Origin of the sequence: Paucibacter sp. B51 (genome assembly GCF_027863535.1) — a bacterium.
In the GTDB taxonomy this organism is placed as follows: domain Bacteria; phylum Pseudomonadota; class Gammaproteobacteria; order Burkholderiales; family Burkholderiaceae_C; genus Paucibacter_A; species Paucibacter_A aquatilis.
Window position 1 is genome coordinate 447,491 of sequence record NZ_JAPIVN010000002.1, and the last position, 24,280, is coordinate 471,770.

Here is a 24,280-nt window from a genome sequence, read left to right on the forward strand (position 1 = left end):
GGCGTGGTTGAAGGAGGTTCAGCTTCCGGGTTGAAAGGAGGGCGGGTTCGGGCTCAGCCCTGCTTGCTCGGCACCTGGCCGTCCAGGCGAGCTTGAGACAGCACCCACATGCACAGCTGCTCGTAGCTGATGCCAGCGGCCTTGGCCGAAACGGGCACCAGGGAATGCGAGGTCATGCCGGGCGAGGTGTTGATCTCGAGCAGAAAGGGCTTGTTGTCGCGCTTGCGCAGCATCACGTCGGCGCGCGCCCAGCCACGGCAGCCCAGCGAGCGGTAGGCGGCCAGGGTCAGCTCGCGCACCTCGCGCTCGAGCTCGACGCTCAGGGTGTCGGTCAGGTAGCGGGTGGTGTCGGTGAAGTACTTGTTCTGGTAGTCGTAGTTGCCGCCGACCGCTTCGATCTGCACCACCGGCAGGGCCACGGCGGTGTCGCCCTCACCGAGCACCGGGCAGGTGAGCTCGGGGCCGTCGATGAACTCCTCGCAGAGGATCTCGTCGTCGTAGCGCGCGGCCAGCTCGACCGCTTCTTGCATCTGCGAATAGCCCTCGACCTTGCTGCTGCCGATGGTCGAGCCCTCGTGCGGCGGCTTGACGAAGACCGGCAGACCCAGCTCGTCGGGGATGGCCATGCAGTTCTCGCGGCTGATCTCGCTCTTCTTGAGCTTGACATAGCGCGGCGTGGGCAAGCCATCGGCCAGCCACAAGCGCTTGGTCATGATCTTGTCGATGGCGATGCTGGAGGCCATCACGCCCGAGCCGGTGTAGGGGATGCCCAGCAGCTCCAGTGCACCCTGCACCGTGCCGTCTTCCCCATGGCGGCCATGCAAGGCGATGAAGCAACGCTCGAAGCCCTCGTCCTTGAGCACTTGCAGCGGCCGCTCGGACGGATCGAATCCATGCGCATCCACGCCTTGCGAACGCAAGGCCTTGAGCACGCCCGGGCCCGACATGGTCAGCGAGACCTCGCGCTCGGCCGACGAGCCGCCCATCAGCACGGCCACTTTCCCCAGCGAACGGGGATCGATATTCAGATCCAGTTTCATGGCTGGACACCCTTCAAAAAAGTCACGGTTTGTGCCGGCACGGCACCGATGGAGCCAGCGCCCATCACGATCACAACGTCGTCGGCGCGCGCCGCCGCGGCAATGGCCTGCGGCAGGGCGGCGACGTCGTCGACAAAACTCACGGCCTCGGCCAGCGAGGTCTTCTGCAGCGCGGACAGCAGCGCGCGGCCATCGGCGCCGGCGATCACGCCCTCACCAGCGGCGTAGACCTCGGTCAGCAGCACAGCGTCGAAGCCGGCGATCACACGCACGAACTCTGCGAAGCAGTCGCGGGTGCGGGTGTAGCGGTGCGGCTGGAAGGCCAACACCAGTCGGCGGCCCGGAAAGGCGCCGCGCGCGGCCGACAGCACCGCCGCCATCTCCACCGGATGGTGGCCGTAGTCATCGACCAGGCTGAACTGGCCGCCCCCCGCTGCCGGCAGTTCGCCGTAGCGCTGGAAACGCCGGCCCACGCCGCCGAACTTGGCCAGCGCAGCCAGCACCGGCGCGTCCGGTAGCTCCAGCTCGTCGGCCACGGCGATCGCGGCCAGTGCATTCAAGACGTTATGCCGCCCCGCCAGATTCAGCACCACCGGCAGGTCGGGCCGACCCTGGCGCTGCACGGTGAAGCGCATGCCGCCGCCAGCCAGGGCTTGCATGTCGACCGCGCGCACATCGAGGTCTTCGTCGAAGCCGTAGGTCACCACCGGGCGCGAGAGCAGCGGCAGGATGGAGCGCACGCCGGCATCGTCGGCGCACATCACCGCCGCGCCGTAAAAAGGCATGCGGTGCAGGAAATCGACGAAAGCCAGCTTCAGGCGGGCGAAGTCATGGCCGTAGGTATCCATGTGGTCGGCGTCGATATTGGTGACGACGGCCAGCATGGGCAGCAGCTTGAGGAAGGAGGCGTCCGACTCATCGGCCTCGACGACGATGAACTCGCCCCGGCCCAGGCGCGAGTTGGCGCCCGCGCTGGCCAGCTTGCCGCCGATCACAAAGCTCGGGTCCTGGCCGGCCTCGATCAGCACATCGGTGACCAGGGAGGTGGTCGTGGTCTTGCCATGGGTGCCGGCGATGGCGATGCCTTTTTGCTGGCGCATCAGCTCGGCCAGCATGACGGCGCGCTGCACCACCGGGATGTGGCGTGCGCGTGCGGCCAGCACCTCGGGGTTGTCGGCGCGCACGGCCGTGGAGGTGACCACCACCTGGGCATCGCCGATGTGCTCGGCCGCATGGCCGATCTGCACGCGCAGGCCCAGGCTGGCCAGGCGCTGCAAAGTGGCGCTGTCGGACTGGTCCGAGCCCGAGACGCGATAGCCCTGGGCTTGCAGGATCTCGGCAATGCCGCTCATGCCGGCGCCGCCGATGCCCACGAAGTGAATGCGTTGCAAGGCGTGTTTCATGGGCGGGCCCCTGTCATCTTTTCAATCTCATCGGCCACCCGCGAGGCGGCGCGCGGCCGGGCCAGAGCACGGGCCTTGTCGGCCATGGCCAGCAGTTGCTCGCGGTCCAAGTTTTGCAACAGCTGCTGCAGAGATTCAGCCGTCATCTCGTCTTGCGGCAGGTGCACGGCCGCGCCATGCTGGGCCATGAAGCGGGCGTTGTCGCGCTGGTGCGAGGTGGTGCTCACCACCAGAGGCACCAGCACCGAGGCCAGGCCAGCGGCGCAGATTTCGCTGACGGTCACCGCACCGGCGCGGCACAGCATCACATCGGCCGCAGCGAGCTCACCCGCCATGTCATCGATGAAGGGCCGGATGTCGGCTTGCACGCCGGCCGCCTTGTAAGCCGCCTGCACCGCCGCCAGATTGGCCTGACCGGTTTGATGGATCACCTGCGGGCGCGGCTGATCGGCCGGCCACAGGGCCAGGGCCTTGGGCAGCAGATCGTTGATGGCGCGTGCGCCCAGCGAGCCCCCCACCACCAGCAGGCGCAACGGGCCGCTGCGGCCGGCATAGCGCTGGGCCGGCGGCGCCAGGGCTTCGATCTCGGCACGCACTGGGTTGCCGGTGACCACGGCCTTGCTCGTCGAGGCCGCGGCCGCGCCGTCAAAGCCAAAGGCAATGGTCTGGGCCATGGGCTTGAGGCTCTGGTTGCTCAGCAGCATGGCCGCATCGGCATTGACCAGCATCAGGGGCCGGCGCATCAACCAGGCCATCAAGCCACCGGGGAAGCAGACATAACCGCCCATGCCCAGCACCGCATCGGCGCTGCGCGTGACGAACACCTGGCGGCTTTGCACAAAGGCCTGCACCAGCTTGAACACACCCTTGACCGTGTGCAGCAGCCCCTTGCCGCGCAGGCCAGCAAAGGCCAGGCGATCGAGCGGGATGCCGGTGGGCGGCACCAGCTTGTTTTCCATGCCCAGCTCGGTGCCCATCCAGCTGACGCTCCAGCCGCGACGCTTCATCTCCTCGGCCACAGCCAGGCCCGGAATGATGTGGCCGCCGGTGCCGGCCGCCATGATGACGAGGTGTTTGGTGCTCATGCGCGACCTCCGCGCATCAATTGCCTATTCTCGATGTCTATCCGCAGCACGATGGCCAAGGCCACGCAGTTCATCAAAATGGCCGAACCACCAAAGCTCATCAGCGGCAGGGTCAGGCCCTTGGTCGGCAGCGCACCCAGGTTCACTCCCATATTGATGAAGGCCTGGCCACCCACCCAGATGCCGATGCCTTGGGCATAGAGGCCGGCGAACACGCGGTCCAGGGCGATGGCCTGGCGGCCGATGTGGAAGAGGCGGCGCGAAAGCCAGAAGAAGCCGATGATGGTCAAGGCCACGCCGACAAAGCCCAGCTCCTCACCGATCACGGCGAGCAAAAAGTCGGTGTGAGCCTCGGGCAGGTAGTGCAGCTTTTCGACACTGCTGCCCAGGCCCTGGCCCAGCCATTCGCCACGGCCCAGTGCGATCAAGGAATGCGTCAGCTGGTAGGCCTTGCCCTGGGCGTACTTCTCGTCCCAGGGGTTGAGGTAGGCAAAGATGCGCTCGCGGCGGAACTCGCTGAAGGTGATCATCAGCACGAAGGCGCCGACCAGCACGGCCACGATCAGGAAGAACATGCGGCCGTTGACACCGCCCAGGAACAAGATGCCCATGGCGATGGCTGCGATCACCATGAAGGCACCCATGTCCGGCTCGGCCAGCAACAACACGCCGACGATGGCCAGCGACACGGCCATCGGCCACACCGCCTGGAAGAAGTTCTCCTTCACATCCATCTTGCGCATCATGTAGCTGGCCGCATACATGGCAATCGCCATCTTGGCCAGTTCCGAGGGCTGGAAGTTCATCACGCCCAGCGGAATCCAACGCCGCGCACCGTAGACCACCTTGCCCACGCCGGGGATCAGCACGGCCACCAGCAGCACCAGGGCCAGCACAAACATCCAGGGCGCATAACGTTCCCAGGTCGACACCGGCACCTGCACCGTGATCAGGGCCGCCACCAGACCGAAGGAAATGGCCACGATGTGACGGGTCAGGAAATGGGTGGGCAGGTACTTGGCAAAGCGTGGGTTGTCCGGCATGGCGATGGAGGCGGAATACACCATCACCAGGCCCAGGCCCATCAAGGCCAGAACCACCCAGACCAGGGTGCTGTCAAAGCCGCTGAGCTTGGTCGGTTGACCGGCCGACACGCTGACCCAATCGCGCACCGGCACGTTCTCCACGCCGCCCTTGCGACCTGCCCACAGCGCACGCAGGCGCTCGGACCAAGGCTGGATCATGGCGGAGAGGCTCACAGGCTCAAGCCCCGGTCTTCGGCCAGCTGCTGCACGGCGGCCACAAAGACCTCGGCGCGGTGGGCGTAGTTGCGGAACATGTCCAGGCTGGCGCAGGCCGGACTCAGCAGCACGCTGTCGCCACTTTGCGCTTGCGCCTGGCACCAGGCCGTGGCGGCCTCCAGGCTCTCATGCGACTGCATGGGCACGCCGCAATCGGCCAGGGCGGCAGCGAGCTGCGGGCCGTCGCGTCCGATCAATGCCACGGCGCGTGCATGGCGAGCCACGCCGGCGGCCAGGGGGCTGAAGTCCTGGCCCTTGCCGTCGCCGCCGAGGATCAAGACCAGCTTGGCCGGCGCCCGGTCGGCACCCAGACCGGTGATGGCCGCCACGGTGGCGCCGACATTGGTGCCCTTGGAATCGTCGTAGAAATCCACGCCGGCTATGGAGGCCACATGCTCGACGCGGTGCGGCTCGCCGCGGTACTCGCGCAGGCCGTGCAACATGGGCGCCAACGCGCAGCCGGCGGCGCTGGCCAGGGCCAGGGCGGCCAGTGCATTGGCAGCGTTATGGCGGCCGCGCACGCGCAGGGCGTCGGCGGGCATCAGGCGCTGCAGCACGATTTCCTCTTCCTCGTCCTTGCGGCGCTTGAGGGTTTCGTCTTGTTCGCGGGCACGCACCAGCCAGGCCATGCCGCCCTCTTCCACCAGGCCGAAGTCGCCCGGGCGGTCCGGCGCATCCAGGCCGAAGCGGGTCACGGCGCGCTGCACCGATTTGGCAGCGCGGCCGCGGCCTTGCTTGACCATCACGGCGGCCGGCACCAGGCCTTCGACCACTGGATCGTCGCGGTTGATGACCATCAGCCCGTTCTGGCCGAAGACGAACGCCTTGGCCCGGGTGTAGGCGGCCATATCGCCATGCCAGTCGAGATGGTCTTGCGTGAGATTGAGCACCGCGCCGGCCGTGGGCTCGAAGCCCTGCACGCCATCGAGCTGGAAGCTGGACAGCTCCAGCACCCAGACCTCGGGCAGGTGCTCGAAGACCGGGCCCTTGGGGGGCGGCGGCTTGATGGGCAGGGGCGCCTCGTCGAGCAGGGCTTCGACCATGTCCAGGGTGCTGAGCGCCTCGGCGGCTTCTGCACTCGCGGTCGCGGGCACGGCCTCGGCCGGCGCGGGTTCAGCTGCTTCAGACTCTGCAGCGGGCTCGACAGCCAGCTCGGCCGGGGCTGCCTCTGCTTCTGTCGCAGCTTCGGGTGCGGCTTGAGGTGAAGCTTCAGATGCCACAGCTTCATCGGCCACCGGATTCGGCACTTCGGCTTCAGCAGCAAGCTCCTGCGGAACCTCTTCCGGCAGCACCGGCGCCGGCTCCAGATCCAGGGCCGTGCCCAGGGTCGTCAGCATGCTGGGGCCGATATTGCCGGCCACGGCCACGCGCTTGCCGGCACGTTCGGCCAGCAAAGCCGTCATGCAGGTGGTCGTGGTCTTGCCATTGGTGCCGGTGATGGCCAGCACGGCGGGCGCATAGCCGCGCTCGGACTTGAGATCGGCCAGGGCGCGGGCGAACAGGTCCAGCTCGCCCTGCACCGGCACGCCGGTCTGGCGCGCCTGGTTCAGCAGCGGCTGCAGGCGGGCATCCTGGGGCGACAGGCCCGGGCTCTTGAGCACCAGCTGCACGCCGATCAGCTCGTCGGCCGACAGCTCGCCGCTGAAGAAACGGGCGGCCGGCACCTGCTCGGCCAGGGCCGCCGCCTGCGGCGGCTGCGGGCGCGAGTCCCACACCGCAATGCGCTCCGCACCATGGCGCGCCACCCAGGCGGCCATGGCCAGGCCTGAGTCACCGAGCCCCAGGATCAGCACGCGCAGGCCTTGAAGATGCTTCATGCTCGCCTCGCCCGCTTCAACGCAGCTTCAGGCTGGCCAGGCCGACCAGGCACAGCAGCATGGTGATGATCCAGAAACGCACGACCACCTGCGTTTCCTTCCAGCCGGTCTTCTCGAAGTGGTGGTGCAGTGGCGCCATCTTGAAGATGCGCCGGCCCTCGCCGTACTTCTTCTTGGTGTACTTGAACCAGCTCACTTGCAACATGACCGAGAGCACCTCGGCCACGAACACACCGCCCATGATGCCCAGCACGATTTCCTGGCGCGTGATCACGGCCAGGGTGCCCAGCGCCCCGCCCAGGGACAGCGCGCCCACATCGCCCATGAAGACCTGGGCCGGGTAGGCGTTGAACCAGAGGAAAGCAAGACCTGCCCCCGCCATGGCCGCGCAGAAGATCAGCAGCTCGCCCGCGCCCGGGATGTAGGGCAGCAGCAGGTACTTGGAGAACACCGAGGAGCCGGTCAGGTAGGCGAACAGACCCAAGGCCGAGCCCACCAGCACCACCGGCATGATGGCCAGGCCATCGAGCCCGTCGGTGAAGTTGACCGCGTTGCTGCAACCAACGATGACGAAGAAGGACAGCGCGATGAAGCCGAACACGCCCAGCGGATAGCTGACCGTCTTGAAGAAGGGCACGATCAAGTCGGCCTTGGGCGGCAGATCGGTCGAGAAGCCGCTGCTGATCCAGCGGAAGAACAGCTGCACCACGCCCAGGAAGGAGGTCTCGGACACGCTGAAGGCCAGGTAGAGCGCGGCCACCAGGCCGATCAGCGATTGCCAGAAGAATTTCTCGCGGCTGCGCATGCCCTCGGGGTTCTTGTCTACCACCTTGCGCCAGTCATCGACCCAGCCCACGGCGCCGAAGCCCATGGTCACCAGCATCACCACCCAGACAAAGCGGTTGCTCCAGTCGAACCACAGCAGGGTCGAGACGCCGATGCCGATCAGGATCAGCACGCCGCCCATGGTGGGCGTGCCGTTCTTGGCCAGATGCTGCTGGATGCCGTACTCGCGGATGGGCTGGCCGATCTTCATCTCGGTCAGGCGGCGGATCACCCAGGGGCCGAAGGCCAGGCCGATCAGCAGCGCCGTCATGGCGGCCATCACGGCACGGAAAGTGATGTACTGGAACAGGCGCAGAAAGCCCAGATCCGGGTAAAGGCCTTGCAGCCATTGAGCCAGGGTCAGCAGCATGTCTTCAGGCCCCCGCTTTCGTGTCGGCCGTCTGCAGCAGGGCAGCGACCACTTGTTCCATACGCATGAAGCGAGATCCCTTGATCAAAATGTTCTGCACCTTCGGCGCGGACTCGGCCAGCGCGGCCAGCAGATCCGCCACAGTGGCAAAGGCGCGCGCCTTCGCGCCGTACGCCGCGGCGGCATCGGCCGCGGCCGAACCGGCGGTCCACAGCGCCGCCAGGCCGCGCTCGGCGGCATAAGCCCCCACCTCGCGGTGGAAGGCCGGGCCCTGGTCGCCGACCTCGCCCATATCGCCCAGGACCAGCCAGGAGTCACCGGGCAGCTCGGCCAGCACATCGATGGCCGCGCGCACGCTGTCGGGGTTGGCGTTGTAGCTGTCATCGATCAGGGTGATGCGCTGACCGGCACGCTCGAAGCTCTTGAGCTGCGAGCGGCCCTTGACCGGGCGGAAATCCTCCAGGCCGCGGGCGATCACCGCCAGCGGCGCGCCGGCCGCCAGGGCACAAGCCGCCGCGCCCAGTGCATTTCGCACGTTATGCAAACCGGCCACGGCCAGGGCCACCGGCGCCACGCCGGCCGGCGTGTGCAGCTCCAGGGCCCAGTGGCCGCTGTCCACCCAGCTCGCGCTGCCGGTGACATCGGCCTCGCCCTGCAGGGCAAAGCTCAGGTGCGGGCGGTTGCCGGCCAGTTCCAGCCAGATCGGTGCGCAGGCATCCTCGGCCGGGAACACGGCCACGCCGGTCGGGCCCAGGGCCTCGATCACGGCGCCGTTCTCGCGCGCCGCGGCCTCCACTGTCTGCATGAACTCCTGGTGCTCGCGCTGGGCGTTGTTGACCAGAGCGACGGTGGGGCGGGCGAAGGAGGCCAGCGGGGCGATCTCGCCGGGGTGGTTCATGCCCAGCTCGACCACGGCCGCGCGCTGCCACTGCACCTCGTCCTGGCGCAGGCGCAGCAGGGTCAGGGGCACGCCGATGTCGTTGTTGTAATTGCCTTCGGTCGCCAGGCAATTGCTGCCATGCCAGGCGCGCAGGATGCTGGCGATCATCTGGGTGACCGTGGTCTTGCCATTGCTGCCGGTGACGGCAATCAGCGGCAGCTGCACCTGGGCACGCCAGGCCTGGGCCAGCAGGCCGAGCGCCTGCTTGCTATCCGGCACCTCGATGCCGGCCAGGCCGGAACCAGCCAGGCCGCGCTCGGCCAGGGCCGCCACCGCGCCGGCTGCAGCGGCCTGGGGCAGGAAGTCATGCGCATCGAAGCGCTCGCCGCGCAGGGCGACAAACAGATCACCGGCCGCCAGGCTGCGCGTGTCGCTGTGCACGCGCTGGATGACGGTGTCGGGCGAGCCGATCAAGCGCGCCGTGGGCAGCAACGGCAGCAACAAAGCATGGGCCTGGCCCAGGGTCATCAAGGCTTGGGCGCTCACAGACCGGCCCTCCGGATCAGGGCGGCACGCGCTTCGTCCACATCGGAGAAGGGCTGGCGCTGACCCTCAATTTCCTGGTAGTCCTCATGACCCTTGCCGGCCACCAGGATGACGTCGCGCGTGCCCGCTTGCAGCACGGCTTGGGCGATGGCCTCGCGGCGATCCACCACACTGAGATGGCCGGCACCGGCCGGCAAGCCGGCTTCGATATCGGCCAGGATCTGCTGCGGCGCTTCGCTGCGCGGGTTGTCGCTGGTGACGATGACGCGGTCGGCCAGGCGGGCCGCGATGGCACCCATGGCCGGGCGCTTGCTGCGATCGCGGTCACCGCCGCAGCCGAAGACGCAGACCAGCCTGCCGCCGCGCGCCTGGGCCAGCGGGGCCAGGGCGCCGAGTGCCTTGTCCAGGGCATCGGGTGTGTGGGCGTAGTCGACCACCAGCTGGGGCAGCTCCAGGCCGTTGCCAACCCGTTGCATGCGGCCCGGCACGGGGGTGACGCGGCCGGCCACGGCGGCCACCGCGGCCAGGCCATGGCCCAGGGCACGCAGGCCACCGATCACGGCCAGCAGATTGGAGACGTTGTATTCGCCGATCAGGCCGGTTTCCACCAGCACCGCCTGCTCCGCTTCCTTGAGCGTGAAGGCCAGGCCGCCGGCACGGTAATGCAGATCGATGGCGCTGAGGCGTGCCTCGCGGTTCAGACCATAGGTCCAGACATCAAGGCGGCCCTGCAAGGCCGCAGCCAGCTCGGCACCCTTGGCATCGTCGAGATTCACCACCGCAGCCTGCAGACCCGGTCGATCGAAGAGCTCGCGCTTGGCGGCCCAGTAGGCCTCCATGCTGCCGTGGTAGTCGAGGTGGTCCTGCGTGAAATTGGTGAACAGGGCGGCGCGGATCTGCGTGCCGTCCAGGCGGTGTTCTTTCAGGCCGATGCTGGAGGCCTCGATGGCGCAAGCGCCATAACCCTCATCCTGCATGCGCCGGAAGGCGGCCTGCAGCAGCACCGGGTCGGGCGTGGTCAGGCCGGTGTAGTCGATCTGGCTGGGAAGCTCGCGGCCCGGGATGGGCGGTTCGCCCACGCCCAGGGTGCCGACCACGCCGCAGCGCTGGCCCAGCAGGCTCAGGGCCTGGGCGGTCCACCAGGCGGTGCTGGTCTTGCCATTGGTGCCGGTGCTGGCGATCACGGCCAGCTGCTTGGAAGGCTCGCCGTAATAGGCCGCCGCGATCAAGCCAGTGCGGGCCTTGAGCCCGGGCAGCGAGGCCACGCGGGCGTCGACAAAGCCATGGGCCTCCACGCCCTCGTCCTCGACCAGGCAGGTGGCGGCACCGGCCGCCAGTGCGCCGGCCACAAAGCCGCGGCCGTCACGGGCATAGCCGGGCCAGGCGATGAAGGCATCGCCGGCCTGCACCTGGCGGCTGTCGGTGCGCAGGGCGCCGGTGGTCCATTCCTGCAACCAGCGGGCGGCCGCTTCGGGAGACTTGAGTCGTGTCAACATGGTTTCAGAGAATCTCGTCCAGGGCCGGCGCGGGGCGCGTGGCCAGAATTTGGGAGCTGACGGTCAGATCCGGCGGCACGCCCAGCAGTTGCAGACTCTTGCCCACCACCTGGCTGAACACGGGGCCGGCCACCTTGCCGCCATCGTGGAAGCGGCCGGTGGGCTCATCCACCATGACCGCGACGATCAAACGCGGCTGCTCGATCGGCGCCAGGCCAACGAACCAGGCGCGGAACTTGTTCTTGTTGTAGCCACGGCCTTCTTGCTTGTAGGCCGTGCCCGATTTGCCGCCGACGCTGTAGCCCTCGCTGCGCGCCTTGAGCGAGGTGCCGCCCTGCTCGGTCACGGTCTGCAGCATGGCGCGCACCTGGCGGGTGGTGCCGGCGCTGAAGATGCGCTGGCCCTGCACGGCCTCGCCATCCGAGAGCTTGGTCATGCGCAGCGGGATGATCTCGCCGTCGTTCGCGAACACGGTGTAGGCGCGTGCCAGCTGCAGCAACGAGGTGGACAAGCCATAGCCATAGCTCATGGTCGCCTGCTCGATCGGCCGCCATTTGTGGGCCGGACGCAAGGTGCCGGCGACGGCACCGGGGAAGTCGATCTGCGGCCGGCGACCCAGCCCCAGGCTGGTGTAGAGGCCATGCATCTCCTGGGCCGGCATCTGCAGGGCCATCTTGACCGTCCCGACATTGCTGGAGCGCTGGATGATCTCGGCCACGGTCAGCGAATCGCTGGGGTGGGAATCGTGGATGGTGGCGCCGGTGATGGTCATGCGGCCGCCGTCGGTGGCGATCACGGTGTCGGCGCGCACGCGGCCGCTGTCCATGGCCTGGGCAGCGATGAAAGGCTTCATCACCGAGCCCGGCTCGAAGACATCGGTCAGCGCGCGGTTGCGCAGCTGCTCGCCGCTCAGATGCTTGCGCTGGGCGGGGTTGTAGCTGGGGAAATTGGCCAGGGCCAGAACCTCGCCGCTGCGCGCATCGAGCACCACCACCGAGCCGGCCTTGGCCTGGTTCTCGGCCACCGCGCTGCGGATGGCCTGGTAGGCGAAGTACTGGGTCTTGGCATCGATGGACAGGGCCACATCGCGGCCGTTGTGGGCCGGCACGGTTTCGCCCGCCGCTTCAACCACGCGGCCGAAGCGGTCGCGCATGACCGAGCGCTGGCCATCGCGGCCTTGCAAATCCTTCTGGAAGGCCAGTTCAATGCCCTCCTGACCCTGCTCTTCCAGATTGGTGAAGCCCACGACATGCGCAGCAGCTTCGCCCTCGGGATAGTGGCGCTGGAACTCGCGGTCCTGAAATACGCCCTTGAGCTTGAGCGCCTGCACGCGGGAGGCCGTCTCGCCATCCACCTGGCGGCGCAGCCAGACGAAGCGCGCGCTGGGATTGAGCTTGGCGCTCAGCTCCGCCTCGCTCAGGCTCAGGGCCTGAGCCAGGGCACGACGCTGGGCTGGGCTGGCATCGACCTCGGCCGGGATGGCCCAGAAGGAGGGCACGGCCACGCTGCTGGCCAGCACCTGACCGCTGCGATCCTGGATGCGGCCACGGCTGGCCGGCAGCTCCAGGGTGCGCACCAGGCGCGAATCACCCTGCTTCTGGAAGAACTCGGTGCCGATCACCTGGACATAAAGCGCCCGGCCCAGCAAGGCGGCCAGACCGGCGCCAACCAGGGCCAGCAGGAACTGCGAGCGCCAGACCGGCGTGCGCGTGCTCAGCACCGGGCTGTGGCCATGGCTGAGGCCGCGCCGCTGCGACGGCGCCGGGCGGTGGGGATGGCGGCGCGAGAGCAGTCGCTTCCACATGGTCAGAAGCTCTCTTCGACGGCCTGGGCAGCCGCCGGCTTGCCGGCGCTCTGGCTGGCCACGATCATCGGCTTGACTTCCAGATCGGTGGGCACGCCCAGCAGGCGCAGGCTTTGCGACACCACCTGGCTGAACACCGGGCCGGCCACGGCGCCTCCGTAGTACACGCCGTTGCTGGGCTCATCCACCATCACCGCGACGATGATGCGGGGCTTGCTGATCGGCGCGAGGCCGACAAACCAGCTGCGGTACTTGTTGCCGGCATAGCCCTTGCCTTCTTGCTTGTGCGCCGTGCCGGACTTGCCGCCCACGCTGTAGCCGCTGGCCATGGCCAGCGGCGCGGTGCCGCCCGGGGCGGCGGCGGCCTGCAACATCTGGCGCACGTCGTAGGCGGTCTTGGGCGAGAAGACCTTGAGGCCGCGCACCGGCTCACCGCCGGGCTGATGCAGCATGGTGACGGGGATGACCTCGCCATCACGCGCGAACACGGTGTAGGCACGCGCCAGCTGCAGCAGCGAGGCCGAGAGACCATAGCCATAGCTCATGGTGGCCTGCTCGACCGGGCGCCAGCTCTTGTAGGGGCGCAGCTTGCCGGTGATGGCACCGGGGAAATCGATCTGCGGACGCTGGCCCAGGCCGATGGCCGTGAACATCTCATGCATCTCACGCGGCTGCATGGTCATGGCCATCTTGACCGTGCCGACGTTGCTGGACTTCTGGATCACCCCGGCCACCGAAAGCTCGCCATGCGGGTGGGCATCGGTGATCCGGGAGCCGGTGATGACGATGCTGCCCGGTGCGGTCTGGATGGTGGTCTCCGGCGTCACCCGGCCGGTCTCCAGCGCCAGCGCGGCGATGAAGGGCTTCATGGTGGAGCCGGGTTCGAAGATGTCGGTCAGCGCGCGGTTGCGCAGCTGGGCGCCACTGAGGTTCTTGCGCTCGCTGGGGTTGTAGCTGGGATAGTTGGCCAGGGCCAGCACTTCGCCGGTCAGCACGTCCAGAACCACCACGGAGCCGGCCTTGGCCTTGTGCTCGGCCACCGCATCACGGATGCGCTGGTAGGCAAAGAACTGGACTTTGGAATCGATGGACAGATCGATGTCGCGGCCGTTGGCGGCGGGCACACGCTCGCCCACATCTTCATCCACGACCCGGCCCAGGCGGTCGCGCACGACCGAGCGCGAGCCGTCCTTGCCCTGCAGCGCCTTCTGGAAGGCCAGCTCGATGCCTTCCTGGCCACGCTCTTCGATATTGGTGAAGCCGACCACATGGGCCGCAGCCTCGCCCTCGGGATACTTGCGCTTGTACTCGCGGTCCTGGAACACACCTTTGAGGCCCAGGGTCTTGATGTCGGCGGCCACCTGATCCTCGGCCTGACGACGCAGCCAGACGAAGCGGGTGCTGGGGTCCAGCTTGCGCTCGAGTTCGGCGGGGCTGATGCCGAGGATCTTGGCCAGGGCGCGGCGCTTGGCCGGGTCTTCGTCGACTTCCTTGGGGATGGCCCAGATCGAGGGCACGGCCACGCTTGCGGCCAGGACCTGGCCACTGCGGTCGTTGATGCGGCCGCGGCTGGCGGGCAGCTCGACCGTGTGCACAAAGCGGGCCTCGCCCTGCTTTTGATAGAACTCGGTGCCGATCACCTGCACATACAGCGCGCGACCGAGCAAGCCAGCAAAGGCCAGGCCGACCAGGCCGACCAGAAAGCGCGAACGCCAGGGCGGGGTCTTGGAGGCCAGCAAGGGGCTGGTGGAATAGCTGACGGCGCGCGCGCTCTGCGGGCGCAGGCTGGCCGACTTGGCCGATGCGGCCTTGTGCGGGCGCTGGGTGGCACCAGGCGCCGATCTCTGGCTGCGGTCGCCGCCACCGAACCACTTCCTCATGGCCGGGCTCCAGTGCTGGCCGCTGCAGCGGCCACAGTGGCGCGAGCCCCTTGCTGATCGTCCACCTGCTGGCTCACGGCCGGGGTGATGCCGCGCATTTGCAGGCGCTCGCGCGCCACCTTTTCGACACGGATGTTGGTGGCCTGGGCATGGCGTTCGGCCTGCAGGCGCTGGCTATCCGCTTCCAGACGGCGGCCCTCGGCCTGCTCACGATCAACGGCCGTGAAGAGGCGGCGCGCCTCGTAGGCACTGCGCACCAGCATCAGGCCGCTGGCCAGCACAGCGATCAGCAGGATGAAGTTCAGCCGCCCCACGGAATCAGCCGCCCGTACGTTGGTGGCGCCGCTTCTGGTGTTCGACCGGCAGCGGCGCGTCGGTGCGCTCGGCCACGCGCAGCACGGCGGAGCGGGCGCGCGGATTGGCAGCCACCTCGGCCTCGCTGGGCTTGATGCGGGCAATGGCGCGCAGAGGCAGCGCCTTGGGTTCGGCGAACAGGGCGCGGCGGTCGACGATGTCCTTGCTGTGCGCGCCGATGAAGGTCTTGACGATGCGGTCTTCCAGCGAGTGGAAGCTGATCACGGCCAGGCGGCCGCCCGGGGCGAGCAGGCGCAGGGCGGCATTCAGCCCCTGCTCGAGCTCCTCAAGCTCGCCGTTGACGTGAATCCGAAGAGCTTGAAATGTGCGCGTTGCAGGGTTCTGGCCCGCTTCGCGGGTTTTGACTGCACGAGCCACGACTTCGGAAAGTTCATCGGTGCTTCGCACAGGACTCCCGCTCTCCCGACGAGCAACAAGCGCCTTTGCAATCTGAACAGCAAACCGTTCTTCCCCATAGTTCCGTATCACTTCCGCGATCTGGCGCTCATCGGCGCGGGCCAGGAAATCCGCGGCGCTCTCGCCACGGGTGGTGTCCATGCGCATGTCCAGCGGGCCGTTGAAACGGAAGCTGAAGCCGCGCTCGGGGTTGTCGATCTGCGGGCTCGAGACACCCAGATCCAGCAGCACGCCCTGCACCTGCTCGATGCCCAGACCGGCCAGCTGCGAGCGCATGTCGGCAAACGGCGAATGCAGGATGCGAAAGCGCGCATCGGTGATGGCGGTGGCGCCGCTGCTGGCGGCGGCAATCGCCTCCAGATCGCGGTCGATGCCGATCAGGCGCCCTTGCTCGCCGAGCTTGGACAGCAGCAGGCGCGAGTGGCCGCCGCGGCCGAAGGTGCCATCGACATAGCAGCCGTTGGGGTCGTTGAGCACGCCCTCCACCGTTTCGTGCAGCAGCACGGTGGTGTGGGAGAACTGGGGCGTTGCGGTGTCTTGTGGGGCGTCCATCAGAAGCTGAAGTCCTTGAGGGCGTCCGGCAGTTCGGATTCCATCACCTTGGCCTCATGCGCGGCGTAGGTGGCGGCATCCCAGAGTTCGAAGTGGCTGCCCATGCCGAGCAGCATCACGTCTTTTTGCAAACCGGCTGCTGCACGCAGCTCGGGCGAGATCAGCACGCGGGCGGCGCTGTCGATCTCCACATCCATGGCATTGCCGAGGAACACCCGCTTCCAGCCGGCCGCCGACATGGGCAGGGCGGCGATACGGTCGCGGAAGGCCTCCCAGGCCGGACGGGGGAAGACCATCAGGCAACCTTCCGGATGCTTGGTGACGGTCAGCTGCCCGGCGCACAGGGCCTGCAGCACTTCGCGGTGGCGTGTCGGGACGGCGAAACGCCCCTTGGCATCCATTGCCAAGGCTGAAGCCCCCTGAAACACAAAATTCGCCACGGCGACCCACCAAAATGCACTTTTCCCCACTTTACTAACCGAACCCCGGCCAGTCAAGGCAAATCGCAAAAAATTCCAATGAAATCAAGCACTTAGAAACAACTTCTCGACACTTTGCGCATCCAAAACTCGTTCAAAATGAAGGACTTGCAAAGCTGTCTGCAAGTGGAAGATGAACTTGGCAACAAGAAAAACTGTTGCAAGTCACATCGAGGCGCTGCGCGCAGCCGTTCCGCCGCCAAAATGCGCTTCAGCTTCCCGAGCGCTTGTCGAAAATCAAAGTCAAGCGTGTGAAAGTGTTCGAGGCGCCCGACAGGCCGCCGGCTCCGCCTGAGTGCATGACGAGGTCATATTGAGCAGAAAAGCTTCCAGCTCGCTGTTTTTCGCGATTGCGCTCGGCGCCAGCATCGGCCTGCTGCTGCCGGCCATGGCCGTGGGCGGCTTTCTGATCGGCCTGCGTGAACCCCAGGTGGCCGAGGCGGCGCAGCAGCGTGAACTGGACGCCAAACTCGATGTGCTGGTCAGCAGCCTGCCCGAGTTGCTCTGGAACCTGGACACGGTGGCCGCGCGCGAGGTGGTCTCGGCCATCATGACTTCGCCCGATGTGGTGCGCGTCAACGTCAGCGACGCCTCGCAAGGCCAGCCCTTCATCGAGATGAGCTTTCCCGAGCGCAAAAAGGGGCAGAGCATCAAGGGCGAGCGCGAGATCTTCCGCGGCCTGACCCGCATCGGCCACATCCAGATCGAGATCGACAACCACCTCAGCACCGCCGCCCTCACCCGCCAACGCTGGCTCTACGGCGCCACCGTGGGCGGCCAGCTGCTGGTCTCGCTGGCCCTGATCCTGGCCCTGGTCAACTCGCGCCTGATGCGGCCGCTGCGCGAGCTGGGCGACTTCGCCAACGACCTGGCCGAAGGCCGCTTCAGCGCCGAGCTCAAACCCGGCCGGCCCGATGAGATCGGCCTGCTGGGCGGTCATCTGGGCCATATGCGCGATGCGCTGCAGCAGCAGTTCGAGGCCCAGCGGGCCCTGATCGAACGCCTGCGCGGCATGGCCGAGACCGTGCCCGGTGTGGTCTACCAGCTGCGCCTGGGCACCGACGGGCGCTTCAGCTTTGCCTACGTCAGCGAGGCGGTGAAGGACTATTTCCACCTGAGTGCAGCGGCCCTGAGCCAGGACGCCGAGCCCTGGTTCGCCCAGATCGACCCGGCCGACCGCGCCAGCGTGCGCGAATCGCTGCTGGCCTCGGCCCGCCATCTGGCGCCCTGGCAGCAGGAGTTCCGCACCCATTTCGGCGACGGCAGCGAGCGCTGGATCTTCGGCAACGCGATTGCCCAGCTGGAAGAAGGCGGCAGCGTGCTCTGGCACGGCTTTCTGACCGACATCTCGCGCCAGCGCCGCGACGCGCTGGAGCTGCTGCGCTACCGCCACCATCTCGAAGAGCTGGTCGAGGCCCGCACCGCCGAGCTGGCCGAGGCCACCCACGCGGCGCAGGCGGCCAGCCTGGCCAAGAGCGCCTTCCTGGCCAATATGAGCCACGAGATCCGCACGCCGATGAACGCCATCATCGGCCTGACCTATCTGGTGCAAAGCGACACCACCGAGCCCGAGCAGCAAGAGCGCTTGCAGAAGGTGGCCGACGCCGCCGAGCACCTGCTCAGCGTCATCAACAATGTGCTCGACTTCTCCAAGATCGAGGCCGGCAAGCTGCAGCTGGAGCACACCGAGTTCACCGTCATCCAGGTGCTGGACAACATCTCCAGCATGCTGGCCCAGCGCGCCCACGAAAAGCAGCTGCGCGTCCAGCTGGATCTGGACGACCTGCTGTCCACCCAGGTGCTGCTGGGCGACGCCCAGCGCATCACCGAGGTGCTGCTGAACTTTGCCGGCAATGCCGTCAAGTTCACCGAGGCCGGCTTCGTGCGCCTGAGCGCACGGGTGCAGGAGGATCTGGGCTCGGCCCTGCGCCTGCGTTTCGAGGTGCAGGACAGCGGCATCGGCATCGCCGAGGAAGCCCAGGCCCGCCTGTTCCAGGATTTCGAGCAGGCCGACAGCTCCACCACCCGCCGCTACGGCGGCACCGGCCTGGGCCTGGCAATCTGCCGGCGCCTGGCCGAGCTGATGCAGGGCGAGGTGGGGGTGCACAGCGCGCCGGGCCAGGGCAGCCGCTTCTGGTTCTCGCTGCAGGTGGACAAGAGCGAGGCCGAGCTGCCGGTGCTGCCCGGCCCGCCGCGCGGCACCGCGGCGCGCGAGCAGCTTAAGCAGTTCAGCGGCACCCGCATCCTGCTGGCTGAAGACAACGCGGTGAACCAGGAGGTGGCCGTGGCCCTGCTGGGCAGCGCCGGCCTGCAGGTCGATGTGGCCGGCGATGGCCAGGAGGCCTTGCGCATGGCCGGCGAGTTCGACTACGCCCTCATCCTCATGGATGTGCAGATGCCGCTGATGGACGGCCTGGACGCCACCCGCGCCATCCGCGGCCTGCCCCTGGGGCGCGACGTGCCGATTCTGGCCATGACGGCCAATGCCTTTGCCGAGGAGCGCCAGCGCTGCCTGGACGCCGGCATGAACGACCATGTGGCCAAGCCGGTGGTGGCCGAGCAGCTCTTCGCCACCCTGGCCAGCTGGCTGAGCCGCCGCGCCGAGCAGCGCCGCCTGCAGGCCCAGCAGCAGTTGCAGCTGCCGACCGAGCTCTGACGCAGCGCCTGCGCCACCCAAAGAAACGGGGCCTTGCGGCCCCGTTCTTCATTCCCAGCCAGAAAAATGGGCGCGGCCCCTCAATTGCTTTCCTTGATCAGGCGCCCTGAACCGGCCTGGATGGGCCGGGCATTCATCGGGTAGAGGCGCGAGAAGATGGCGATCTGGTTGGGCGAAACCTGCACCGGCGTGCGCATCACCATCCAGAGCACGCCCTCCGAACAGGGCGGCGTGGTCAGCGAGCCCATATAGGTGTAGTAGGCCCGGTTCTCGGGCAGCAGCTGGTTCAAGTCCAGCAAGCCCGGCGCGGGCAAGGCCTCGCCTTTTTCCAGCGGCAGGTTGTTCCAGATGGTTTGCACCAAGGCCTGGTCCTGACCGCGCTCCAGCAGCACGGCCACCACGGCCAGGCGGCCTTCGGCATCTTTGTGCACCAGATGGGCCACCATGTCGTACTGGCGGCCGTTGATGCGCTCTTCGCTGGGGCGGTGGAAGTGGAACTGCAGCAGCTCGAAACGCCGGCCCATGACCTGCAGCGCATTGCCCGGCGCCACATTGACCTGGATGGTGTGGCCGTTGTCCAGCACGGCGAAGCTGCTGGGGCGGTACTCGAACTGGATCTTCTCCAGATCGACACGAATGCCCTCGCGGATGTCGATCGGGCTCTGGCGCGTGCCCACCGCGCATTGGCGGAACTCGGGGCTCAGCTCGGCCCATTTGTCGGGTGCACCCTCGCCGGCATAGCCCCAGTGCACATGGCCCCCCGCGGCGCCATGCTTGGTCTCATGCCCGGCCTCGGCCTTGTTGGCCTTGCCGCCCTTGGCCTTGGTGCTCTTGCCGCCCTCCTCGCCGCCGCCCTTGCTGGTGACTTTCATGCCCTTGGGCGACTCGGATTTGTCGCTCAGTCGCTCCGCCAGACGCTGGCGCAACACATCGAGCGACTCGTCGGCCGCCCGCGCTGGCGCCAGCGACATCAGGCTCAACAAGGACAGACTGAGGATGAGAGGGCGAAGCCGTGGCCGCCGGGTGATGAGTTCAGACTTGGATTCAGACATGCGCAACTCCCGGCCCGAGAACCGGGCCTGCTCGTCATGTCTTCGGACAAAACCGCGCCGGCTTGAGATCCGGCAGACGCTGCGCTAGGTTCAGGACGGCACGTCGCCCTTGATCCACAGCCAGGACAGCAGGCCGATGCTCATCAGCCCCATCGAGGCCAGGGCCAGCGCGAGCGTGGAGTGCATGACCAGGGGCACGACCACGCCGGCCACCAGGCCGTTGGCCGCGCTGCCGATACAAGCCTGCAGCGAGGACGCCATGCCGCGCCGCTCGGGCACGACATCGAGCACCATCAGCGTCACCACCGGCACCATCAGCGCCCAGCCGAAGGAGAAGCTCGAGATCACCGGCAGGGCCCAGAAGGGGCTGGGAGGCAGCAGCAGGTTGAGCGTCACATTGAGCAGCGACACCAGCACCATGATGGTGAAGCCGATGCGGATCTGGCGCTTGGGCTGGATGCGCCCGGCCAGGCGGCCGCTCAGCGCCGCGCCGCCCATGATGCCGCCGATGGAAAAACAGAAGAACCAGAAGAACTGCGTCGGCGCCAGCTGCAGATGCTCGCCCACGAACACCGGCGCCGCCAGCACGTAAAGAAACATGCCGTTGAACGGGATGCCGCTGGCCAGGGCCAGCAGCACGAAGCGGCGGTTGATGACCAGCTGCCGGTAGCCACGCATCAGCTCGCCGACATGGAAACGATGGCGGTCTTTCTCATGCAGGGTTTCGGGCAGCAGGCGCCAGTTGGCCACCAACAAGGCCACGCCCACCAGCACCAGGAACCAGAAGATGGAATGCCAGTCGGCATGCACGAACAGAAAGCCGCCCACCATGGGCGCAATCGCCGGCGCCACGCCGAAGAAGATGGTCACCTGCGACATCACCCGCTGCGCCTCGGACGGCGGGAACATATCGCGGATGATGGCGCGCGACACCACGATGCCGGCCCCTGCCGACATGCCCTGGACCGTGCGCCAAAACACCAACTGGCCGATGCTGCCGGCCAAGGCGCAACCGACCGAGGCCAGCGTGAACACCGCCATGCCCACCAGCACCACTGGCCGCCGGCCGAAGCTGTCGGACAAGGCGCCGTGGAACAGATTCATCACCGCAAAGCCCAGCAGGTAGCTGGACAGGGTCTGCTGCATCTCCACCGGCGTGGCCTGCAAGGCTGCGGCAATGCCCGCAAAGGCCGGCAGATAGGTGTCGATGGAAAACGGGCCCACCATGCCCAGGCCAGCCAACAAGACGGCCAAGGCCCAACGGGGTGCGCGCCACAAACGGCTGGCTTCGGGATTCATGGAAGGGGCTGCGGGCTCAGACGAGGTTCACACGCGCGGCGACGATGCCTGGTGAAACGGAGCGCCGCCAGTGTAGCGGCCGCCCCTACACTGCGCGCCTCCAAGGCTTTGCACAGCGAACACACACCATGAGCACGGACGGCACCAAGGCAGACTTTTTGAATCTGGGCGTGATCGGCCTGGGCGTGATGGGCCAACGCATGCTGGAGCGGCTGCAAGGCCACGCCCGCCTGCGCGCCAGCTGGGTCTGGGACGCCAACCCGGCGGCCCTGGCCCAGACCCTGGCACGCTACCCCCATCTGCGCGTTGCCGACAGCGCCGAGGCCTTGATCCAGAGCCCGGGCTTGCACAGCCTCTACATCGCCACGCCGCCGGCGGCCCATCTGCGCTTGAGCGAACTGGGTTTCGACGCCGGCCTGGCCGTCTTCTGCGAAAAGCCGCTGACGGTGGACTTCCCCTGCGCGCGCCGCTGCATCGCCCGCATCGCGGCCGAGGGCCAGCGCGCGGCGGTCAACTTCGCCCTTGCCTCTTCGCCAGGCCTGGCCTTGTTGCAACAGCGCTTCGGCGCTGCGGCCAGCGCGCCCAGCCTGGGCCGCTTGCAACACATCGAACTGGAGCTGGCCTTTGCCGCCTGGCCGCGCCCCTGGCAGGCCGCCGCGGGCGCCTGGCTGGCCGAGCGTGAGGAAGGCGGCTTCAGCCGCGAGGTGCTGTCGCACTTCATCTTTGCTGCCCAGCGCGTGCTGGGCCCGGCCCGGCGGCTGCGCAGCGAAGTGCTTTTCCCCTCTGAGGGCCGAGGCGCCGAAACCCAGCTGACCGCTGAACTCGAGATCGGCGGTGTGCCCCTGCGCATCCACGGCCGTGTCGGCGGCGAACAAGCCGACCTCAATCGCATGGTCTGGCATGGCGAGCACGGCACGCTGGAACTGGGCGAATGGTTCACCCGCATTCAGGACACGAGCACCTCCGCCGAGGCTTTGGCCCCAGAGCTGCAACGCGAACGCAGCCGCCTCGACCAGCTCGATCAATGGGTGGCCCTGATCGAAGGCCGCCGCCACGGCCTGCCCGGCTTCGCCGAAAGCCTGGCCGTTCAGGAAACCATTGAGGCGCTGCTGCAGGTGCCGGCCTGAGGACAGGGTTCGAAAGGCGGCTTGCGGCACATTGCAGCCGTTAAAGGTCGGGCTTGTGCCAAGGGGCATCGGGCGAGTGCTTCCGCTCATGTCCTCCGGCCTGTTCTGCGCACAGGCCTCCCCCTTTACTTCGCTTCAGCACTCACCCGACACCCCTTGGCAGATCCGCCATTGGTGTTTTCTTCGAGGGGGCAGGGAGGCGCGGGATCGGGTCGGCTGGGTGCTCTGCGAAGTGAAGTAAAGGAGGAGACCCCAGCCGCAGGCTGGGGTCGGGGGACATGAACGGAGCAGAGCGCCCAGTCGGCCCGATCAACAAGCAACCCAAGGGCTGCTTCGTGCCGCCAGCCGCCCCACGCTCAGACTTGGTGACGCGGCGACGCGAGGTGGAAAGAAGGAAGAAAGAGTGAAGCAAGTCGATAGGCCGGATTCTGTGCAAGACCTGACCCTTGCGGGTCCAGTCCTGTGACCGCCATTCCTCTGGGCCGGACATCGCTGCCCGGCTCGGTGCCACCTACCCGCCCGCTCTGCGAGCCGCATCAATACGGGCCTACTTGGTGTTGCTGCGCGTAGAGATTGCCCGTTTCACCCGATCCCGGAGGCTGCGCTTCCGGTCCCGCCAGGCTTGCGCCCGGCACGTTTGATCGACTCGTCTCTGTTGCTCTGATCCTCGGCTCACGCCGGACAGCCGTTAGCTGCTACGCCGCTCTATGCAGTCCGGACCTTCCTCCAGTGCCATGTTTCCATGCTCGCACCAGCGGCGGTCTGACTTGCTTCACGGACGCATTATCCCTGATGGCGCACACGGCATAAGCTCATCACGAAAACAGTGAAGGCTGGGCGCCAGCTCAGGCTAGCATTTGCGCTTCCCCCGGAAGGAGCCCCGCGCCATGAAAGTCAACAACATCCTCGCCACCATCGGCAACACGCCCCACATCCGCGTCCAGCGCCTGTTCGGCGCTGACGCCCAGGTCTGGATCAAGTCCGAACGCAGCAACCCGGGCGGCTCCATCAAGGACCGCATCGCCCTGGCCATGGTGGAAGACGCTGAAGCGCGCGGCCTGCTGCAGCCCGGCGGCACCATCATCGAGCCGACCTCGGGCAACACCGGCGTCGGCCTGGCCATGGTCGCCGCGGTCAAGGGCTACAAGCTGATCCTGGTGATGCCCGACAGCATGTCGGTGGAACGCCGCCGCCTGATGCTGGCCTACGGCGCCAGCTTCGACCTGACCCCGCGCGAAAAAGGCATGAAGGGCGCCATCGCCCGCGCCCAGGAACTGCTGAGCCAGCATGAGAACGCCTGGATGCCCCAGCAGTTCGAGAACCCGGCCAATATCGATGTCCATGTGCGGACCACCGCCCAGGAAATCCTGCGCGACTTCCCCGAAGGCCTGGATGCACTCATCACCGGCGTGGGCACCGGCGGCCACATCAGCGGCTGCGCCAAGGTGCTGAAGGAACACTGGCCGCAGCTCAAGGTCTTTGCCGTCGAGCCCTCGGCCTCGCCCGTGATCAGCGGCGGCGCCCCGAGCCCGCACCCGATCCAGGGCATCGGCGCGGGCTTCATCCCGGTCAATCTGAAGACCGGATTGCTGGACGGCGTGATCCAGGTCGAGGCCGAAGCCGCCCGCGAGTACGCGCGCCGCAGCGCTGCGCAGGAAGGCCTGCTGGTGGGCATCTCCAGCGGCGCCACCCTGGCCGCCATCGCTCAGAAGCTGCCCGAACTGGGCGCCGGCGCTCGCGTGCTGGGCTTCAACTACGACACCGGCGAACGGTATCTCTCGATCGAGGGCTTCCTGCCGGCTTGATGGTGGGCGCCTGAGTCGCGCAACAAACACAAGGCCCGGGCTCGCAACACGCGGGCCCGGGCCTTGTCATTGGAAGAAGCGAAATTCTGTGC

18 protein-coding genes and 1 other RNA gene are annotated in these 24,280 nt (G+C 67.4%); 3 read left to right on the forward strand and 16 right to left on the reverse strand.

Annotated elements, in window-relative coordinates:
• Positions 1-53: 53 nt before the first annotated feature.
• Genes OOB33_RS22855 through mraZ form a run of 13 tightly spaced genes read right to left on the reverse strand, consistent with a single transcriptional unit; the run spans position 54 to position 16,198 of the window.
• Positions 54-1,040, reverse strand: coding sequence for a D-alanine--D-alanine ligase (locus tag OOB33_RS22855; protein ID WP_102766238.1), 987 nt, complete (start codon positions 1,038-1,040; stop codon positions 54-56).
• Positions 1,037-2,443, reverse strand: a complete 1,407-nt coding sequence (gene murC, locus OOB33_RS22860) for a UDP-N-acetylmuramate--L-alanine ligase (protein WP_102766237.1) — start codon at positions 2,441-2,443, stop codon at positions 1,037-1,039. Before murC ends, OOB33_RS22855 begins: the two co-directional genes overlap by 4 nt.
• Positions 2,440-3,528 (reverse strand): undecaprenyldiphospho-muramoylpentapeptide beta-N-acetylglucosaminyltransferase, encoded by a 1,089-nt coding sequence (gene murG / locus OOB33_RS22865; RefSeq protein WP_271010340.1) that lies wholly within the window; start codon positions 3,526-3,528, stop codon positions 2,440-2,442. The genes murC and murG overlap by 4 nt, the downstream gene beginning before the upstream one ends.
• Entirely contained in the window at positions 3,525-4,772 is a 1,248-nt protein-coding gene (ftsW, locus tag OOB33_RS22870) for a putative lipid II flippase FtsW (protein ID WP_171827615.1), read from the reverse strand. Before ftsW ends, murG begins: the two co-directional genes overlap by 4 nt.
• An 11-nt stretch (positions 4,773-4,783) precedes the next feature.
• Positions 4,784-6,646, reverse strand: coding sequence for a UDP-N-acetylmuramoyl-L-alanine--D-glutamate ligase (murD, locus tag OOB33_RS22875; RefSeq protein WP_271010341.1), 1,863 nt, complete (start codon positions 6,644-6,646; stop codon positions 4,784-4,786).
• A gap of 16 nt (positions 6,647-6,662) precedes the next feature.
• A complete protein-coding gene (mraY, locus tag OOB33_RS22880) occupies positions 6,663-7,841 on the reverse strand; it encodes a phospho-N-acetylmuramoyl-pentapeptide-transferase (protein WP_102766233.1) in 1,179 nt (392 codons plus the stop codon).
• Between the two features lie 4 nt (positions 7,842-7,845).
• Positions 7,846-9,249 (reverse strand): UDP-N-acetylmuramoyl-tripeptide--D-alanyl-D-alanine ligase, encoded by a 1,404-nt coding sequence (locus OOB33_RS22885; RefSeq protein ID WP_271010527.1) that lies wholly within the window; start codon positions 9,247-9,249, stop codon positions 7,846-7,848.
• A gap of 14 nt (positions 9,250-9,263) precedes the next feature.
• Complete coding sequence (locus tag OOB33_RS22890) at positions 9,264-10,763, reverse strand: UDP-N-acetylmuramoyl-L-alanyl-D-glutamate--2,6-diaminopimelate ligase (RefSeq protein WP_271010342.1); 1,500 nt, start codon at positions 10,761-10,763, stop codon at positions 9,264-9,266.
• Positions 10,764-10,767: 4 nt separating this feature from the next.
• Positions 10,768-12,567, reverse strand: a complete 1,800-nt coding sequence (locus tag OOB33_RS22895; RefSeq protein ID WP_271010343.1) for a peptidoglycan D,D-transpeptidase FtsI family protein — start codon at positions 12,565-12,567, stop codon at positions 10,768-10,770.
• Between the two features lie 2 nt (positions 12,568-12,569).
• The gene (locus tag OOB33_RS22900) at positions 12,570-14,447 is read right to left on the reverse strand and encodes a peptidoglycan D,D-transpeptidase FtsI family protein (protein ID WP_271010344.1); all 1,878 of its coding nucleotides are present in this window, start codon (positions 14,445-14,447) and stop codon (positions 12,570-12,572) included.
• Positions 14,444-14,761, reverse strand: coding sequence for a cell division protein FtsL (gene ftsL / locus OOB33_RS22905; protein WP_102766229.1), 318 nt, complete (start codon positions 14,759-14,761; stop codon positions 14,444-14,446). Before ftsL ends, OOB33_RS22900 begins: the two co-directional genes overlap by 4 nt.
• A 4-nt stretch (positions 14,762-14,765) precedes the next feature.
• Positions 14,766-15,770, reverse strand: coding sequence for a 16S rRNA (cytosine(1402)-N(4))-methyltransferase RsmH (gene rsmH, locus OOB33_RS22910; RefSeq protein WP_171827620.1), 1,005 nt, complete (start codon positions 15,768-15,770; stop codon positions 14,766-14,768).
• Complete coding sequence (gene mraZ / locus OOB33_RS22915; RefSeq protein ID WP_271010528.1) at positions 15,770-16,198, reverse strand: division/cell wall cluster transcriptional repressor MraZ; 429 nt, start codon at positions 16,196-16,198, stop codon at positions 15,770-15,772. Before mraZ ends, rsmH begins: the two co-directional genes overlap by 1 nt.
• Positions 16,199-16,562: 364 nt before the next feature.
• On the opposite strand from mraZ, the gene OOB33_RS22920 reads away from it, so the two are divergent.
• Entirely contained in the window at positions 16,563-18,905 is a 2,343-nt protein-coding gene (locus tag OOB33_RS22920) for an ATP-binding protein (protein WP_102766227.1), read from the forward strand.
• Between the two features lie 80 nt (positions 18,906-18,985).
• Here OOB33_RS22920 and OOB33_RS22925 read toward each other — a convergent pair whose 3' ends face one another.
• Positions 18,986-19,957 (reverse strand): carbonic anhydrase, encoded by a 972-nt coding sequence (locus tag OOB33_RS22925; RefSeq protein WP_271010345.1) that lies wholly within the window; start codon positions 19,955-19,957, stop codon positions 18,986-18,988.
• Positions 19,958-20,047: 90 nt separating this feature from the next.
• Complete coding sequence (locus OOB33_RS22930) at positions 20,048-21,256, reverse strand: multidrug effflux MFS transporter (protein WP_271010346.1); 1,209 nt, start codon at positions 21,254-21,256, stop codon at positions 20,048-20,050.
• A gap of 128 nt (positions 21,257-21,384) precedes the next feature.
• Here OOB33_RS22930 and OOB33_RS22935 point away from each other — a divergent pair, with 128 nt between their 5' ends.
• The gene (locus OOB33_RS22935; RefSeq protein WP_271010347.1) at positions 21,385-22,383 is read left to right on the forward strand and encodes a Gfo/Idh/MocA family protein; all 999 of its coding nucleotides are present in this window, start codon (positions 21,385-21,387) and stop codon (positions 22,381-22,383) included.
• Between the two features lie 401 nt (positions 22,384-22,784).
• Here OOB33_RS22935 and rnpB read toward each other — a convergent pair.
• Positions 22,785-23,157: RNase P RNA component class A (gene rnpB / locus OOB33_RS22940), an RNA gene on the reverse strand.
• Between the two features lie 113 nt (positions 23,158-23,270).
• On the opposite strand from rnpB, the gene cysK reads away from it, so the two are divergent.
• On the forward strand, positions 23,271-24,188 hold the full coding sequence (gene cysK, locus OOB33_RS22945) for a cysteine synthase A (RefSeq protein WP_271010348.1): 918 nt from the start codon (positions 23,271-23,273) through the stop codon (positions 24,186-24,188).
• The last annotated feature ends 92 nt before the right edge of the window (positions 24,189-24,280 follow it).